We start from the raw sequence: 13,510 nt of genomic DNA, 5'->3' as shown, positions 1-13,510 counted from the left end.
CGGGGGCGCCTTGACAGTTTGCCGTGGGCTTCTCTAGGATGCGCCCTGCGCCGATTTAAACAGCTACTTGCGGGGCGCCACAGGGGGTTGTCATCAACGCCTGAAATTCCGCTAAAGCGCTGGTTCGGTGTCGCCTCTCACCGCTGCCCAGCGGGATTCTCGAGGCGGAGACTCGACCATGATCTGTCCCCAACCCCTTATTCGTCTGGCGCCCATCACCTCGGGCCTGCTGCTGCGCAATCCACGCGTGCTGCTGGGCGGCAGCCACCAGCCTACCTTGCTGCGTTATCTCGAAGGCTGGCCCAAGCGCTGGGCCGGGTCGCGTGCCTTTCGCATCCAGTTCGTGCAGAACGGCGAGTCGCTGAGTCGTTTCGCGCGCGACAGCTTCGACCTTGCCGTGATCCAGGCCCCCAGCGCCGAGGACCTGGCACAAACCGTCGGTGAGCTGGTGCGGGTGGCGCGTCAGGGGCTGATCACCCGGCGCTAGTTGGGCTGTGGGGAAGCCGGCCATCTGCGTAAGGAGCGAGCTCTGCTCGCGAAGCTTTTTAAGCGCCAGTATTCGCGAGCAGAGCTCCTACAGCACCTAGGGATATTCGATCTCGACGATATAGCAGGTCTTCTCACCACTGGGGCTGTGCACCCGCACTTCGGCGTCCAGCTCCTTGCCGACCAGGGCGCGGGCCAGGGGCGAGTCGATACTGATCAGGCCCTGTTTCAGGTCCAGCTCGTCGGGGCCGACGATGCGGTAGCGCGACTGTTCGCCGTCTTCGTCTTCGATGGTGACCCAGGCGCCGAAGTACACCTTGCTCGGATCGGACGGCTTGTCGCTGACGACCTTGAGTTTCTCCAGACGCTTGGTGAGAAAGCGCACACGGCTGTCGATCTCGCGCAGCATCTTCTTGCCGTAGGTGTATTCGGCGTTCTCCGAACGATCGCCCTGGGCCGCCGCTTCGCTGACCGATTGCGTCACCTGTGGCCTGCGTACATGCCACAACTCGTGAAGCTCGGCACGCAGGCGCGCTTCGCCCTCTGGCGTGATCAGTGGTGTGCCGGCAGGGCGAGGGGGGCGATAGCGGCTCATGGTGTCTCGGGTAGGAAGAGGGGCGCCAAGTTTAGCAAACCCCTCTCACGGTTCTCAGCCTTCGCGTAGCACGCTCAACGGGCTGGCATTCAGTGCGCGGCGAGTGCCGAGCACGCCGGCCAGACCAATCAGCAGCGCGCCGATCAGCGGCAGCAGAAGCAGCCAGGGGTGCGGTTGCCAGCTCATGTCGAATGCGTAGCGATAGAGCAGAAAGCTCACCAGCTCACAGCCCAGCGCGGCCAGCAGGCCAGCGGCAGCGCCGAGCAGGCCGAACTCGGCGCGGCGAGCGCTGATCAGCAGCTGGCGTTCGGCACCCAGTGCGCGCAGCAGCGCGCCCTGGCGAATACGCTCGTCCAGTGTCGCCTGCAGCCCAGCGAGCAGCACGGTGATGCCGGCGGCGAGCACGAACAGCAGTACGTACTCGATGGCCAGGGTGACCTGAGCGAGGATGCTGCGCAGTTGCGCCAGCAGGGCGTCGACCTGCAGCAGCGTCACGCTGGGGAAGGCGCGGCTGAGGGCTACCAGCTCCGCGTCCTGGCCGGGCGGCAGGTAGAAGCTGGTCAGGTAGGTGGCAGGCAGGTCCTGCAGGGTCTGCGGCTCGAAGATCATGTAGAAGTTGGGCTGGAAACTGTCCCAATCCACCTGGCGCAGGCTGGTGACCTGCGCGTCGCGTTCGATACCGCCGACATTGAAACGCAACTGGTCGCCGAGCTTCAGTTGCAGGCTTTCGGCCAGCTCGGATTCGACGGAAACGCCAGGCAGCTCGCTGGCGTGCGCGGCGCCCCACCAATTGCCAGCGGTGATCAGGTTGTCGGATGGCAGATCCTCGGCCCAGGTCAGGCTCAGGTCGCGCTGGATAGCGCGCTCGCCGCGACTTTCCTTGGTTACCAGTTGGCGAACCGGCTCACCGTTGATCATGATCAGTCGGCCCGGCACCACGGGATACAGCGGGGCTGGATGCGGCGATAGCTCGGCCAGGCGTGCGGCGAACGCATCGCGCTCGGCAGGCAGCACATTGAGGGCGAAATGATTGGGTGCGTCCTCCGGCAACTGGTCCTGCCAGGTATCGAGCAGCTCGCCGCGCAGCAGGGCGATCAGCGCCATGGCCAGCAGGATCAGGCCGAACGCCAGCGATTGTCCGGCTGCAGCCAGCGGATGGCGCAGCAACTGACCCAGGCCCAGGCGCCAGGGCAGGGCGGCGCGCTGCAGCAGGCGGCGCAGGCTCTGCAAGCCGAGCAACAACAGACCGCCGAGCAGCAATGCAGCGAGTAGTCCGCCACCCAGCAGTGCCAGCGTCAGGCGCAGATCCAGGCTCAGGCGCCACATGATCAAACCCAGTGCGATCAGCGCTGCGCCGTAGACCAGCCAGGAGCTGGCCGGTACCGGCAGCATATCGCGGCGTAGCACTCGCAGCGGTGGCACGCGGCCGAGTGCGGCCAGCGGCGGCAGGGCGAAACCGGCCAGCGCCACCAGACCGGTGGCCATGCCGGCCAATGCGGGCCACAGGTCGGCCGGCGGCAGATCATCCGGGATCAGCCCGCGCAGCAAATAGAAGAGCACGTGTTGGCCGGCCCAGCCCAGCAGCGCGCCGATCAGGCAGGCGATCAGCCCGAGCAACGCCAGTTGCAGGCCGAACAGGGCCAACGCTTCACGCCGTGACAGCCCGAGGCAGCGCAGCAGCGCGCTGGCATCGAAGCGCCTCGCCGCGAAGCGAGCCGCCGAGAGTGCTACCGCGACACCAGCGAGCAACACGGCTGCCAGGCTGGCCAGGTTCAGATAACGTTCGGCGCGGCCGAGGGCGCCGCCGACCTGGCGATTGCTATCGCGAGCGTCGTCCAGGCGCTGATTGGGTTCCAGGCCTGCTTCGACTGCCTGACGGTAGGCCGCCAGGGCATTGGCATCGCCGCGCCAGAGTTCGCGGAAGCGCACGCGGCTACCGGGTTGTACCACTTCAGTCGCAGCAAGGTCGTCCAGGTGCATCAGCACGCGCGGCGTCAGGCTGTAAAAGTCGCCAGCAGTGTCGGGGTCATAGGTGAGCACACGGCTCAAGCGCAGGGTTTTGGCGCCTATTTCCAGTTCATCGCCAATCTTCAGATTCAGCGCGACCATCAGGCGCGCTTCGGCCCAGACTTCTCCGGGGCGCGGGCCGGAACCCGCTTCCTCTGGTGCGTAGGGTTCAGCAGCGCTCCTCAGTTCGCCGCGCAGCGGATAAAGGCTATTGGCTGCCTTGACGCTGGCCAGCTGAATGCCTTCCTGGGCCGCCACCACGCTGGAAAACTCCACCGCTTGTGCGTGATCGAGACCCAGCTTGAGCCCCGCGTCTATCTGTTGCTGGCTGGCCGGCGAGCTGCCACTCAGGCGTAGATCAGCAGCGAGAAACTCGCTGGCACGCAGCAGCATGGCGTCATTCAGGCGTGCGCTGAAATAACCGATGGCGCTGCTGGCGGCCACAGCGACCAGCAAGGCGAAGAACAGCACCCGCAACTCGCCGGCGCGGGCATCGCGCAGCAGTTGGCGGGCAGCGAGCGAAAACAGGCGAGTGACGGGTACGCGTTTCATCAGGGCTCCACGCGATCGATCAGGTGTCCGGCTTCCAGGCGAATCAGGCGCTGGCAGCGGTGCGCCAGGCGCTCGTCGTGGGTGACCAGCACCAGGGTGGTACCGCGTTCCTGGTTAAGCTGAAACAGCAGGTCGCTGATGCGTTCTCCGGTGTGGCTGTCGAGGTTACCGGTGGGCTCATCGGCGAATAGCACGTCCGGTTCTGCAGCGAAGGCGCGGGCAATGGCCACGCGCTGTTGCTCGCCACCGGATAGCTGGCGCGGGTAGTGCGTCAGACGTTGACCCAGTCCGACGCGTTCGAGCAGAGTCCGGGCGCGCTGGCGGGCATCGGCGTGGCCTTCCAGCTCCAGCGGCAGCATCACGTTCTCCAGCGCGTTGAGGCTGTCGAGCAACTGGAACGACTGGAAGACGAAACCCACATGCTCGGCGCGCAGGCGCGCGCGCTGGTCTTCATCGAGTTCGCTAAGGTTTTTGCCGGCCAGCAGTACCGCGCCGCCGCTGGGCAGGTCCAGACCGGCGAGCAATCCGAGCAGGGTGGATTTGCCAGAGCCTGAGGCGCCGACGATGGCCAGGCTGTCGCCTTTGCTCAGTTCGAGATCGAGATCATGGAGGATGGTCAGCTCGCCTTCCGCGCTGCTGACCACTTTGCTAAGGTTCCGCGCAGCGAGAATGCTCGAAGTCATGGAGATTCCAAATGCGTGCATGGTGGTTGAGTGGTGCCTTGACCCTGATGCTCTGGGCTCAGGGGGCGGTTGCAGGCACCCTGCTTGTGGTCGGCGATAGTATCAGCGCCGCTTTTGGCCTGGATAGCCGCCAGGGCTGGGTCGCCTTGCTGGAAAAGCGGCTGAATGAAGAGGGTTTCGAGCACTCGGTGGTCAATGCCTCGATCAGCGGCGACACCAGCGCAGGCGGCGCTGCGCGGCTCTCTGCGCTGCTTGCAGAGCACAAGCCGGAGCTGGTCATCATCGAGTTGGGAGGCAACGATGGTCTGCGTGGCCAGCCCCCAGCGCAATTGCAACAGAATCTTGCGTCGATGATCGATAAGTCGCAGTCTGCCGGTGCCGATGTGCTGCTTCTCGGTATGCGTTTGCCACCCAACTATGGCGCGCGCTACACCACGTCTTTCGCCCAGGTTTTCGCTGATTTGGCAGAGCAGAAGAAGGTGCCGCTGGTGCCGTTCTTTCTCGAGGGTGTCGGTGGTGTGCCGGGGATGATGCAGGCCGATGGCATTCACCCGACCGAGTCCGCGCAGGCGGTGTTGCTGGAGAATGTCTGGCCGACGCTCAAACCGCTGCTGTAAGTGCCTGTTTTCGGCGGAAACACAGTAGGCACAGGCTTTTCCGCCTCAAGCCTTTCGGCTAATGTGGCCGACCTGTCACGGAGCCCCAGATGCCGCGTCCCGCCTGGTCCCTTTATGCCTACCAACTGATCGAGCCGGATGAGCAGCTGGATCTGTTCGCTTGTCGTGAGGTGCGTGTGCATCTGGTGGCTCGCCAGTTGCGCCTGGGTGGGCATGCTGATCGCACGCTTTGCGGTGGCTTGTTGCCGGCGCAACCGCGTTGGCGGGCGCTGGAAAAGGTCTGGCTGCGTGACCGTCGTCTGTGTCCCGCTTGCCTGGCGGCATTCGAGGCGCAGCGCCAGGGGCTGTGCTCGAATTGGGCGGATGGCTGACGTCTGCCCGGCTTGCGAACGGCGGTGTACAATCGCCGCAATATCATTCAACTCTTCAAGGGACTCCCGGATGTTGTCGCGCTTCTCTGCGGTCAACCGCTGTCTGACTCTGGTCGCACTGTGCTCCAGCGCTGCGGTACAGGCACTCGAACTTCCACTGCCGCCGCCGGGCGAGGATGTGGTGGGCCAGGTACAGGTGATCAAGGCCAAGTACGAAGACACCTTCGCCGATCTGGGAACGGCAAACGATCTCGGCTATCTGGAAATGGTCGCGGCCAACCCGGGCGTCGATCCCTGGTTGCCGGGCGAGGGTACCGAGATCATCCTGCCGACTCGTTACGTGCTGCCACCCGGTCCGCGCGAAGGCATCGTGATCAATCTGGCCGAGTACCGGATGTACTACTTCCCGAAAGGCCAGAACGTGGTGCACACCTTCCCGCTGGGCATTGGCCGTGAGGGCTGGGGTTCGCCGCTGGGCACAGGCCGCGTGACCGTGAAAACGCCGAACCCGGCCTGGTATCCGCCGAAGTCGATTCGCGAAGAGCATGCGGCCGAGGGCGACATTCTGCCCACCGTGGTGCCGCCTGGCCCGGACAATCCGCTGGGCCCCTACAAGATGACGCTGTCGTTTCCTGGCTACCTGATCCATGGTTCGAACAAGAAGTTCGGTATCGGCATGCGCGTCAGCCACGGCTGCTTCCGCATGCTCAACCACAACGTGCTGGAGCTGGCGGGCATGGTACCGGTCGGCACGCCGGTACGCATCATCAACGAGCCCTACAAGTTTGGTGTAAGCAGCGGCAAGATCTATCTGGAAGCGCATGCGCCACTGGATGACGAGGGTGACCCCTCTGTTGTCGACAAGCACACTGCGGTGATCAATGCGTTGCTCAAGCGTGATGAACTCAGCGGCCTGCGCCTTGACTGGGAGATGGTCCGTGAGGTGGTTGCTGCCGAGGACGGTATGCCGGTACCTATCGCGGCGCAGACCGATAATGTGGTGGCGAGCAACGACAACCCGTTCTGATTCGGCAAAGTTGTAAAAGCCCGCCTGCATTCGTGTATGCGGGTTTTTTATTGCCCGGCAATCGAGCTGTTCGGAGAGGGTCAGGCATGAGCAGGTAATAAAAAAGCCGCACCAGTTGCCTGGGGCGGCTTTCGAAAAAACGAGTCGCAATTACTTGCGGCTGGCTTTTTCCAGCATGCGCAGAGCGCGCTCGTTAGCTTCGTCAGCAGTCTGCTGAGCTTTCTGAGCAGCGGCCAGAGCTTCATCGGCCTTGCGGTAGGCTTCGTCAGCACGGGCTTGAGCGCGAGCAGCTGCGTCTTCGGTAGCAGTCAGACGAGCTTCGGTTTCTTTGGACATGCTGCTGCAACCGGTAGCCAGAACTGCGGCCAGAGCCAGAGCAGAGAATTTCAGAACGTTGTTCATCGTGTTCCCCTTGAGGTGGAGTTTTCCATAAAGAGCAATTCCCCAACTGCGGGAAATTAGCCGGCGTACATACTACCTATTACTTTTAGTAAGTAAACGGAGCCAGGGCAAGAGTTGCAGTTTTTTTTCTTTGGACGGGACGCTGAAGGCTAGAACCTGCGTGGGCTGGCTAAAAAATAGACAGTTACGCATTCGATACAGTGCTGAGGTTGTACGAGCTGTTATAACTGTCCCGGTTTTCAAACTAAAACAATAAAAGAGGGAGATGCAGATGCTTGGGAATTTGGGGCTTTTGCTGGGCTTGTCGCTACTAATCTTCATGGCGTTGCGCGGGGTGAACATATTCATCGCCGCATTGCTGTGTTCGATTCTGGTGGCTCTCACCAATGGCGTCGCCGTATCAGGTGCGCTGCTCGAGCACTTTCCATTCGGCCCCTTGGGCGCATTCACCTTTGCTGGCAAGTTCTTCGTGTTGTTTCTTTGTGGTGCGATCTTCGGCAAGGTCATGGCGGCCAGCCAGGCAGCCAGCAGTATTGCGCAGGCCATTACCCGCAGCCTGGGCACGCAGCGCACGCTCTGGGTGGCGATGCTGGTGTGTGCGGTTCTCACCTATGGTGGAGTGGTAGTTTTCGTGGTGATCTTCACCATGTATCCGCTGGGCATCACCCTGATGCGCGAGGCCAATCTGCCCAAGCGATTGTTCTGCGCCGCCACTGCACTGGGGGCGGGGACCTTCACCATGACGGCCTTGCCTGGCTCTCCGTCGATTCATAACGTGATCGCAGCCAGTGCGCTGGGTACGGACCTGTTCGCTGGTGCCTGGATTGGTCTGTTCGCCTCGCTGGTGATGATCGGCCTGGGCATGGCCTATCTGCAGCGTGAGTGGCGCCTGGCGCGCGAGCGCGGCGAGGGATTCGAGCCTAACGCACAGGACGAGCGTATGCAGCAGTTGGCCGGTGTGCCGGGTAGCGGTCCGCATTGGGGTATGGCGTTGGTGCCGATCATCGTTGTGCTGGGGATCATTCTCCTGCCGCGCCTGCTCGCTCTGTCTGGTGCGGCTGTACCAGGTGAGGGGGCACTGGGTGGGCTGTTGGCCTTCAGCCAGGCGCAGCCGATTCTCTGGCCCAGTCTGGCCCTGGTGATCGCTACTGGGGTGGCTGTGCTGATGTTTCCGGCGTTGCGCCGCAATACTGTCGGCTTGCTGGGGCAGGGGGCTGACGATGCGATCATGCCGCTGCTCAATACTGCTGCGGTAATCGGCTTTGGCGGGGTGGTCACTCAGACCGCAGGTTTCGCCCAATTCGCCCAATGGATACTGGGGGTGGATCTGCCGCCGCTGTTGTCGGTGTTCGCCTCGGTCAGCGTGGTCTCGGGGATAGTCGGTTCCTCGTCTGGTGGCCTGCAGATTTTCATGCAGACCCTGGCGCCACGTTATCTCGAGATGGGTGTGGAGCCCGAGGTGCTGCACCGTATCGCCAATATCACTGCTGGCGGGCTCGATTCGCTGCCGCATTGCGGGGCGGTGATCGCGATGCTGATGATCATGGGGCTGACTCACAAGCAGGCATACAAGGATATCTTCGTCATCACGGTAGTTATCCCGGTAATTGCGGCTCTGCTCTGCATTGCAGTCTTGAGCTTCTGATTGCTCGTGGCTGGGCGGTTCGGCGGCTGATAAGCTTGGCCAATGGCATGGTCGGAAGTGGCAGCGGAATTTGCGCTTTTGCCAAAGCACCGGTATGAAGTAAAAATAGATGCGCCGCTAACGGTTTGCGGCTAGAGGAGTGAAGATGAGCGACGGGTTGTCCATCCACCATGACCAGGCGAGTCACCAGTTCGTGACCACCGTCGACGGTGATCGTGCCTATCTGGCCTATATGGATCTGGGCAAGCAGACGTTGGACATCTATCGCACCTTCGTACCCAATGGGCTGCGTGGCCGTGGCATCGCCGCTGCGCTGACCGAGCATGCCCTGCAATATGCCGAAGGCAAGGGCTACACGGTGATTCCGTCGTGCTCCTATGTCGAGCGCTACATGGAGCGACGTTCGCGTCACCAGTAGGAGTCGGTTCGGGGTGGTGGGCTGAAGCCCACCCTACGTGTGAATGCGGATACAAAAACGCCGGGCAATGCCCGGCGTTTTCATTGTTGCTGCGCCCTTAGCCGCGAGGGCGCTTGGGCAGTACGTCCTTGAGCTTGGCGTGCATGCCGCGCAGGCTCTTCTCAGTGGTATCCCAGTCGATGCAGGCATCGGTGATGGATACGCCGTACTTGAGGTCGCACAGATTCTTTGGAATCGACTGGCTGCCCCAGCCCAGGTGGCTCTCGACCATCAGGCCGACGATGGAGTTGTTGCCTTCGAGAATCTGGTTGGCCACGTTCTCCAGCACCAGCGGCTGCAGAGCCGGGTCCTTGTTGGAGTTGGCGTGGCTGCAGTCGACCATGATGTTCGGGCGAATGCCGGCTTTTGTCAGTTCCTGCTCACAAATGGCAACGCTGACCGAGTCGTAGTTCGGCTTGCCATTGCCACCGCGCAGTACCACGTGGCCATAGGCATTGCCCTTGGTGGTGACGATGGATACGCCACCTTCCTGGTTGATGCCGAGGAAACGGTGCGGGCTGGAAACCGATTGCAGGGCGTTGATGGCCACGGTCAGACCGCCGTCGGTACCGTTCTTGAAGCCAACGGCCGAGGACAGGCCCGAGGCCATTTCGCGGTGGGTCTGGGATTCGGTGGTGCGCGCGCCGATGGCCGACCAGCTGATCAGGTCCTGCAGGTACTGCGGGGAAATCGGGTCGAGCGCCTCGGTGGCGGTGGGCAGGCCCATTTCCGCCAGGTCGCGCAGCAGCTTGCGGCCGATGTGCAGCCCGTCCTGAATCTTGAACGAGTCGTCCAGGTACGGATCGTTGATCAGACCTTTCCAACCGACCGTGGTGCGTGGCTTCTCGAAGTACACGCGCATGACCAGGAACAGGCTATCTGACAGCTCGGCAGCCAGTACCTTGAGGCGTTCGGCATACTCGTGAGCGGCCTTGATATCGTGGATGGAGCAAGGGCCGACGACCACGAACAGGCGATGATCCTTGCCGTCGAGGATGTCGCGTACCACCTGACGGCCATGGGCCACGGTCTTCAGTGCGGCATCGGTCAGGGGGATTTCGCGTTTGAGCTGATCGGGGGTGATCAGGGTTTCGTTGGAAGCGACGTTGAGGTCGTCGATCGGTAAATCAGCCATCGTGCTATTCATCGGGTCAGGTCGTCAGGTCACGGGTGCCGGCCGCCAGCGATCCCCTATGGCGGTGCACAGCTAGTTGGCGCAGGGGGAGCCGAACCTTAGCGCGTACGGGGCTGCGCGACAATGGGCGTTAAGTTCAATAAGCCTCATAGAGTGGCAGTATGAGGTGGCTTATTACCCTCGTTATTGGGTGGCTGCAGCGTATTCAGGCGAGATAGGGAAACTCGGCGGCATGCTTGGCAATCCAGTCCTGAGCGCACTGCTCGATGGCCATTGGGTGGCCTGATGCCTGCTCCAGCTGTTGTCGGTAATGCTGAATCTGGCAAACCTGCTCGACCATGCGCGCGCGGAACAGAGTGTCTTCATCGAGAAAGGCGATGCCTACCAGATAATCGGTATCCTGGCGCCGACACCAGGCCACTACGCCGGGGTAGCGTGCCTGTTCGCCCAGTAGCGGGATGCGCAGTTCGACCGAGGTGCCGCGGCGAAAGCCGCGTGTCGAGTTGCATGCAACCCCACCCAGGCTGATATTGTTCAGCCGCTGCCGAGGAATGCAGGCTTGTTTGCGCAGCACCAGTTCAACCGGCATGTCGCTTGGATGACGCAGAAACTTACGCATGAACACCGACCTTGAATGCAGGCAAACTGACATCAATGAATTCAGTATAGCGACGCAATTGGAATTGACCGATCTGGATGCCGACCGCCGGCTACTCGATCTTCCCGGTACCTCGCTACTGGTGTTCACAAGCACGGGCTGTGCCAGCTGCCGCTGGGCACGTCAGGCCTTGCCTGGCATGCCGCTGCCCATAGAACGCCTGTGCTGGGTCGATGCCGGGCATAACGCCGGATTGGTGACGCGATACGAGGTATTCCATCTGCCGGCGCTGTTTCTGGTCAAGGACGGTCATTTCTTTGGCGCATTGCACACGCGTCTTACCCATTCCGATCTGGTTAACGCCATGGGCGAGGCCCTGCTTCGCCCGGCTGAGGAGCTTCCCTGATGTCTCAATACCCTGCGCCGCGTATCGGCATCATCGGCACCGGTGCCATTGGCGGTTTCTACGGAATGCTGCTGGCTCGCGCGGGTCATGACGTGCACTTTTTGCTGCGCAGCGAGTACGGCGCGGTGGTCGAGCGAGGCCTGCAGTTGAACAGCGCGGTACATGGCGCACTGAACCAGGCGCCGGTACAGGCCTACCAGCATGTCGACGAGATGCCACCGTGCGACTGGTTGCTGGTCGGTGCCAAGACCACGGCCAATGCCGAGCTGGCGCCGCTGATTGCCAAGGCTGCTGCACCGGGCGCCCAGGTGGTGCTGCTGCAAAATGGCCTGGCAGTGGAAGATGAACTGCGCCCACTGTTGAGCGATGACCTGCATCTGTTGGGCGGGCTCTGTTACATCTGCGTTCATCGCAGTGCGCCGGGCGTGATCGAGCATCAGGCGCTGGGGGCGATCAACCTGGCCTATCACTCCGGACCGTTGACCGACGATGAGGCGCGACTGGCGCTGGCCGAGGAGGGCGCCAGCCTGCTGCGCAGCACCGGTCTGGATTCGGCGGCGATGCGTGATCTGGCGCAGACGCGCTGGCAGAAGCTGGTATGGAATATCCCTTATAACGGCCTGTCGGTGCTGCTCGATGCCGATACGCGGCGCCTGATGGGTAATGCCGACAGCCGCGCACTGATCGCTGACATGATGCAGGAAGTGGTGCAGGCTGCTCAGGTACTGGGCTACGTCATGCCGGACAGCTATGCGGACAAATTGCTGGCCGCCACGCAGCGCATGCCCGATTACCTGCCGAGCATGTACCACGACTTTGCCCAGGGGCGACCGGCCGAGCTGCACGCCATCTATGAAGCGCCTCTGGCGGCTGCCGATGCAGCAGGTTTCGATATGCCCAAGGTGCGCGCCCTGTATCAGGCGCTACGTTTCATTCAGGCTCGCCGGGAGGCTTAAGCATGGGTAAGGGGCTGGGGGACAAACTGGTGCTGGCGATTTCCTCGCGGGCGCTGTTCGATCTGAGTGAAAGTCACCAGATCTACGAAAGCGAAGGGGTGGAAGCCTATCGCCGCTATCAGATCGAGCATGAAGACGAAGTGCTGATGCCGGGCGACGCCTTTCCGCTGGTGGAGAAGCTGCTTGGGCTGAACACACGGCTCAGCGAACAGCGCGTGGAGGTCATCCTGGTGTCGCGTAACAGCGCCGATACCGGGCTGCGTGCGTTCAACTCGATCCAGCACTACGGGCTCGGCATATCCCGCGCCGCCTTCGTCGGCGGTCGTAGCCCCGATCCTTATCTGGCGGCCTTTGGCTGTCATCTGTTTCTGTCTACCCACGCCGATGACGTGCGCAACGCACTGAAAGCCGGTTTTGGCGCGGCCACGCTGCTTTCCGGCGGCGCGCGGCGGGCGAACAGCAACGAGCTGCGTATCGCCTTCGATGGCGATGCCGTGCTGTTTTCCGACGACTCCGAGCGCGTCTACCAGAGTGGCGGCCTCAACGCGTTCCAGGATCATGAGCGCGAAGCTGCTCGGCAGGCCCTGCCAGGCGGGCCTTTCAAGCCGTTTCTCGCCGCGTTGCATGCGCTGCAGCAGGAATTTCCCGAAGCCGAATGCCCGATTCGTACGGCGTTGGTTACCGCGCGCTCGGCCCCGGCACATGAGCGTGTGATTCGCACCCTGCGCGAATGGAACATCCGTCTGGATGAATCCTTCTTCCTTGGCGGGCTGGACAAGTCGGCGGTGCTGGAGGCCTTCGCTGCCGATGTGTTCTTCGATGACCAGACCGGACACTGCGAAAAAGCTCGCCAGGTGGTGGCGACCGGTCATGTCCCCCATGGCGTCAGCAACGAGTTAGTGCCCTGAGCCTGTGCCTGTGCAGGCGCCCAAGCGCCTGCATATAGCCATTCGTCCTAAATAACGCTGCCGATCTTGCTTTGTCTGATGCGCTGCTAAGCTCAATCAAGGGCCTGCGCCAGCAGTCGAGGAGGCCGCGTGATCCGCTCGATACTCTATGCCACCGATCTGGGGCTTTACGCCTCCTACGTGCTGCAGCACGCCCTCGCTATGAGCCGCAGCTTCAAGGCCGATTTGTATGTGGTGCACGCGGTTGAGCCCATGGGGCTATTCGCCGAATCCGTGCTGCAGACATACCTGGACGAGGACACCCTCGGGGAGCTGCGTCGTAATGGGCTGAATACCGTCATGGCCAGTATCGAGCAGCGTGTGCTGGAGGGCTTTCGCGACGAACTGGGTGATGGTCAGCAGGATCTCCAGTTGATTCGTGCGGTGCGGGTGCTTCAGGGGGATCCGCCTGCGGTGATTCTTGAGGAAGCGCAGAAACTTGGGGTGGATCTGTTGGTCGTAGGCAGTCATAGCCATGGCGCAGACCTTGCCGTGCCGCTGGGACGTACGGCTGCGCGCATCGTGCAGTTGTCGGAGGCGCCGGTGTACCTGGTGCCCATGCTGCAGCATCGAGGTCATGGAGATTTGTAAAAGGGGGAACCTGATAAAACGTTCTAGGCTGTTCG

At 62.2% G+C, this 13,510-nt stretch carries 16 protein-coding genes; 10 read left to right on the top strand and 6 right to left on the bottom strand.

Features of this window, described 5'->3' with window-relative positions; all coding sequences use genetic code 11:
• Nucleotides 1–178 precede the first annotated feature (178 nt).
• Complete coding sequence (locus BLS08_RS14100; protein WP_017676783.1) at nt 179–487, top strand: hypothetical protein; 309 nt, start codon at nt 179–181, stop codon at nt 485–487.
• 96 nt (nt 488–583) lie between these two features.
• Here the strand turns inward: BLS08_RS14100 and greB are convergent, their stop codons facing one another.
• Genes greB through BLS08_RS14085 form a run of 3 tightly spaced genes read right to left on the bottom strand, consistent with a single transcriptional unit; the run spans nt 584 to nt 4,323 of the window.
• Nucleotides 584–1,081 (bottom strand): transcription elongation factor GreB, encoded by a 498-nt coding sequence (gene greB / locus BLS08_RS14095; protein ID WP_017676784.1) that lies wholly within the window; start codon nt 1,079–1,081, stop codon nt 584–586.
• A gap of 54 nt (nt 1,082–1,135) precedes the next feature.
• Complete coding sequence (locus BLS08_RS14090; protein ID WP_017676785.1) at nt 1,136–3,640, bottom strand: ABC transporter permease; 2,505 nt, start codon at nt 3,638–3,640, stop codon at nt 1,136–1,138.
• Nucleotides 3,640–4,323, bottom strand: a complete 684-nt coding sequence (locus BLS08_RS14085) for an ABC transporter ATP-binding protein (RefSeq protein WP_017676786.1) — start codon at nt 4,321–4,323, stop codon at nt 3,640–3,642. Before BLS08_RS14085 ends, BLS08_RS14090 begins: the two co-directional genes overlap by 1 nt.
• An 11-nt stretch (nt 4,324–4,334) precedes the next feature.
• Here BLS08_RS14085 and BLS08_RS14080 point away from each other — a divergent pair, with 11 nt between their 5' ends.
• The 3 genes from BLS08_RS14080 to BLS08_RS14070 all read left to right on the top strand — a co-directional run bounded on the left by BLS08_RS14080 (nt 4,335) and on the right by BLS08_RS14070 (nt 6,338).
• Nucleotides 4,335–4,940, top strand: coding sequence for an arylesterase (locus BLS08_RS14080; protein WP_017676787.1), 606 nt, complete (start codon nt 4,335–4,337; stop codon nt 4,938–4,940).
• 89 nt (nt 4,941–5,029) lie between these two features.
• Nucleotides 5,030–5,311, top strand: a complete 282-nt coding sequence (locus tag BLS08_RS14075) for a hypothetical protein (RefSeq protein WP_017676788.1) — start codon at nt 5,030–5,032, stop codon at nt 5,309–5,311.
• 70 nt (nt 5,312–5,381) lie between these two features.
• Nucleotides 5,382–6,338, top strand: a complete 957-nt coding sequence (locus tag BLS08_RS14070; protein WP_017676789.1) for a L,D-transpeptidase family protein — start codon at nt 5,382–5,384, stop codon at nt 6,336–6,338.
• 150 nt (nt 6,339–6,488) lie between these two features.
• Here BLS08_RS14070 and oprI read toward each other — a convergent pair whose 3' ends face one another.
• Complete coding sequence (gene oprI, locus BLS08_RS14065) at nt 6,489–6,740, bottom strand: outer membrane lipoprotei OprI (RefSeq protein ID WP_003239826.1); 252 nt, start codon at nt 6,738–6,740, stop codon at nt 6,489–6,491.
• A gap of 271 nt (nt 6,741–7,011) precedes the next feature.
• Here oprI and BLS08_RS14060 point away from each other — a divergent pair, with 271 nt between their 5' ends.
• Together BLS08_RS14060 and BLS08_RS14055 are read left to right on the top strand one after the other, a co-directional pair.
• On the top strand, nt 7,012–8,385 hold the full coding sequence (locus tag BLS08_RS14060; RefSeq protein ID WP_026088553.1) for a GntP family permease: 1,374 nt from the start codon (nt 7,012–7,014) through the stop codon (nt 8,383–8,385).
• A gap of 145 nt (nt 8,386–8,530) precedes the next feature.
• The gene (locus BLS08_RS14055) at nt 8,531–8,803 is read left to right on the top strand and encodes a GNAT family N-acetyltransferase (RefSeq protein ID WP_017676791.1); all 273 of its coding nucleotides are present in this window, start codon (nt 8,531–8,533) and stop codon (nt 8,801–8,803) included.
• A gap of 97 nt (nt 8,804–8,900) precedes the next feature.
• Here the strand turns inward: BLS08_RS14055 and BLS08_RS14050 are convergent, their stop codons facing one another.
• Together BLS08_RS14050 and BLS08_RS14045 are read right to left on the bottom strand one after the other, a co-directional pair.
• Entirely contained in the window at nt 8,901–9,977 is a 1,077-nt protein-coding gene (locus tag BLS08_RS14050) for a 3-deoxy-7-phosphoheptulonate synthase (protein WP_017676792.1), read from the bottom strand.
• 205 nt (nt 9,978–10,182) lie between these two features.
• Nucleotides 10,183–10,596 (bottom strand): PilZ domain-containing protein, encoded by a 414-nt coding sequence (locus BLS08_RS14045; RefSeq protein WP_017676793.1) that lies wholly within the window; start codon nt 10,594–10,596, stop codon nt 10,183–10,185.
• Here BLS08_RS14045 and BLS08_RS14040 point away from each other — a divergent pair.
• The 4 genes from BLS08_RS14040 (at nt 10,595) to BLS08_RS14025 (ending at nt 13,475) form a co-directional block, all read left to right on the top strand.
• On the top strand, nt 10,595–10,981 hold the full coding sequence (locus tag BLS08_RS14040) for a YbbN family protein (RefSeq protein WP_017676794.1): 387 nt from the start codon (nt 10,595–10,597) through the stop codon (nt 10,979–10,981). The genes BLS08_RS14045 and BLS08_RS14040 overlap by 2 nt on opposite strands.
• The gene (locus BLS08_RS14035; RefSeq protein ID WP_017676795.1) at nt 10,981–11,937 is read left to right on the top strand and encodes a putative 2-dehydropantoate 2-reductase; all 957 of its coding nucleotides are present in this window, start codon (nt 10,981–10,983) and stop codon (nt 11,935–11,937) included. The genes BLS08_RS14040 and BLS08_RS14035 overlap by 1 nt, the downstream gene beginning before the upstream one ends.
• A 2-nt stretch (nt 11,938–11,939) precedes the next feature.
• Nucleotides 11,940–12,845 carry a 5'-nucleotidase gene (locus BLS08_RS14030; RefSeq protein ID WP_017676796.1) on the top strand — a complete coding sequence of 302 codons (906 nt, stop codon included), beginning with the start codon at nt 11,940–11,942 and terminating at the stop codon, nt 12,843–12,845.
• 129 nt (nt 12,846–12,974) lie between these two features.
• Nucleotides 12,975–13,475 (top strand): universal stress protein, encoded by a 501-nt coding sequence (locus BLS08_RS14025; protein ID WP_017676797.1) that lies wholly within the window; start codon nt 12,975–12,977, stop codon nt 13,473–13,475.
• Nucleotides 13,476–13,510: the final 35 nt, after the last annotated feature.

The sequence above is a fragment of the Ectopseudomonas chengduensis genome (assembly GCF_900102635.1).
Taxonomy (GTDB): Bacteria; Pseudomonadota; Gammaproteobacteria; order Pseudomonadales; family Pseudomonadaceae; genus Aquipseudomonas; species Aquipseudomonas chengduensis.
Note: the sequence above shows the minus strand (reverse complement) of the source record. Positions and strands in the feature narration are given on the sequence as shown.

Excerpts from the sequence above, each read along its gene's own strand:
- BLS08_RS14070 (WP_017676789.1), top strand. The coding sequence starts at position 5,382 with ATGTTGTCGCGCTTCTCTGCGGTCAACCGCTGTCTGACTCTGGTCGCA.
- BLS08_RS14055 (WP_017676791.1), top strand. The coding sequence starts at position 8,531 with ATGAGCGACGGGTTGTCCATCCACCATGACCAGGCGAGTCACCAGTTC.
- BLS08_RS14040 (WP_017676794.1), top strand. The coding sequence starts at position 10,595 with ATGAACACCGACCTTGAATGCAGGCAAACTGACATCAATGAATTCAGT.
- BLS08_RS14035 (WP_017676795.1), top strand. The coding sequence starts at position 10,981 with ATGTCTCAATACCCTGCGCCGCGTATCGGCATCATCGGCACCGGTGCC.
- BLS08_RS14050 (WP_017676792.1), bottom strand. The coding sequence starts at position 9,977 with ATGGCTGATTTACCGATCGACGACCTCAACGTCGCTTCCAACGAAACC.
- BLS08_RS14030 (WP_017676796.1), top strand. The coding sequence starts at position 11,940 with ATGGGTAAGGGGCTGGGGGACAAACTGGTGCTGGCGATTTCCTCGCGG.
- BLS08_RS14045 (WP_017676793.1), bottom strand. The coding sequence starts at position 10,596 with ATGCGTAAGTTTCTGCGTCATCCAAGCGACATGCCGGTTGAACTGGTG.
- BLS08_RS14075 (WP_017676788.1), top strand. The coding sequence starts at position 5,030 with ATGCCGCGTCCCGCCTGGTCCCTTTATGCCTACCAACTGATCGAGCCG.
- BLS08_RS14090 (WP_017676785.1), bottom strand. The coding sequence starts at position 3,640 with ATGAAACGCGTACCCGTCACTCGCCTGTTTTCGCTCGCTGCCCGCCAA.
- oprI (WP_003239826.1), bottom strand. The coding sequence starts at position 6,740 with ATGAACAACGTTCTGAAATTCTCTGCTCTGGCTCTGGCCGCAGTTCTG.
- greB (WP_017676784.1), bottom strand. The coding sequence starts at position 1,081 with ATGAGCCGCTATCGCCCCCCTCGCCCTGCCGGCACACCACTGATCACG.
- BLS08_RS14100 (WP_017676783.1), top strand. The coding sequence starts at position 179 with ATGATCTGTCCCCAACCCCTTATTCGTCTGGCGCCCATCACCTCGGGC.
- BLS08_RS14060 (WP_026088553.1), top strand. The coding sequence starts at position 7,012 with ATGCTTGGGAATTTGGGGCTTTTGCTGGGCTTGTCGCTACTAATCTTC.
- BLS08_RS14080 (WP_017676787.1), top strand. The coding sequence starts at position 4,335 with ATGCGTGCATGGTGGTTGAGTGGTGCCTTGACCCTGATGCTCTGGGCT.
- BLS08_RS14085 (WP_017676786.1), bottom strand. The coding sequence starts at position 4,323 with ATGACTTCGAGCATTCTCGCTGCGCGGAACCTTAGCAAAGTGGTCAGC.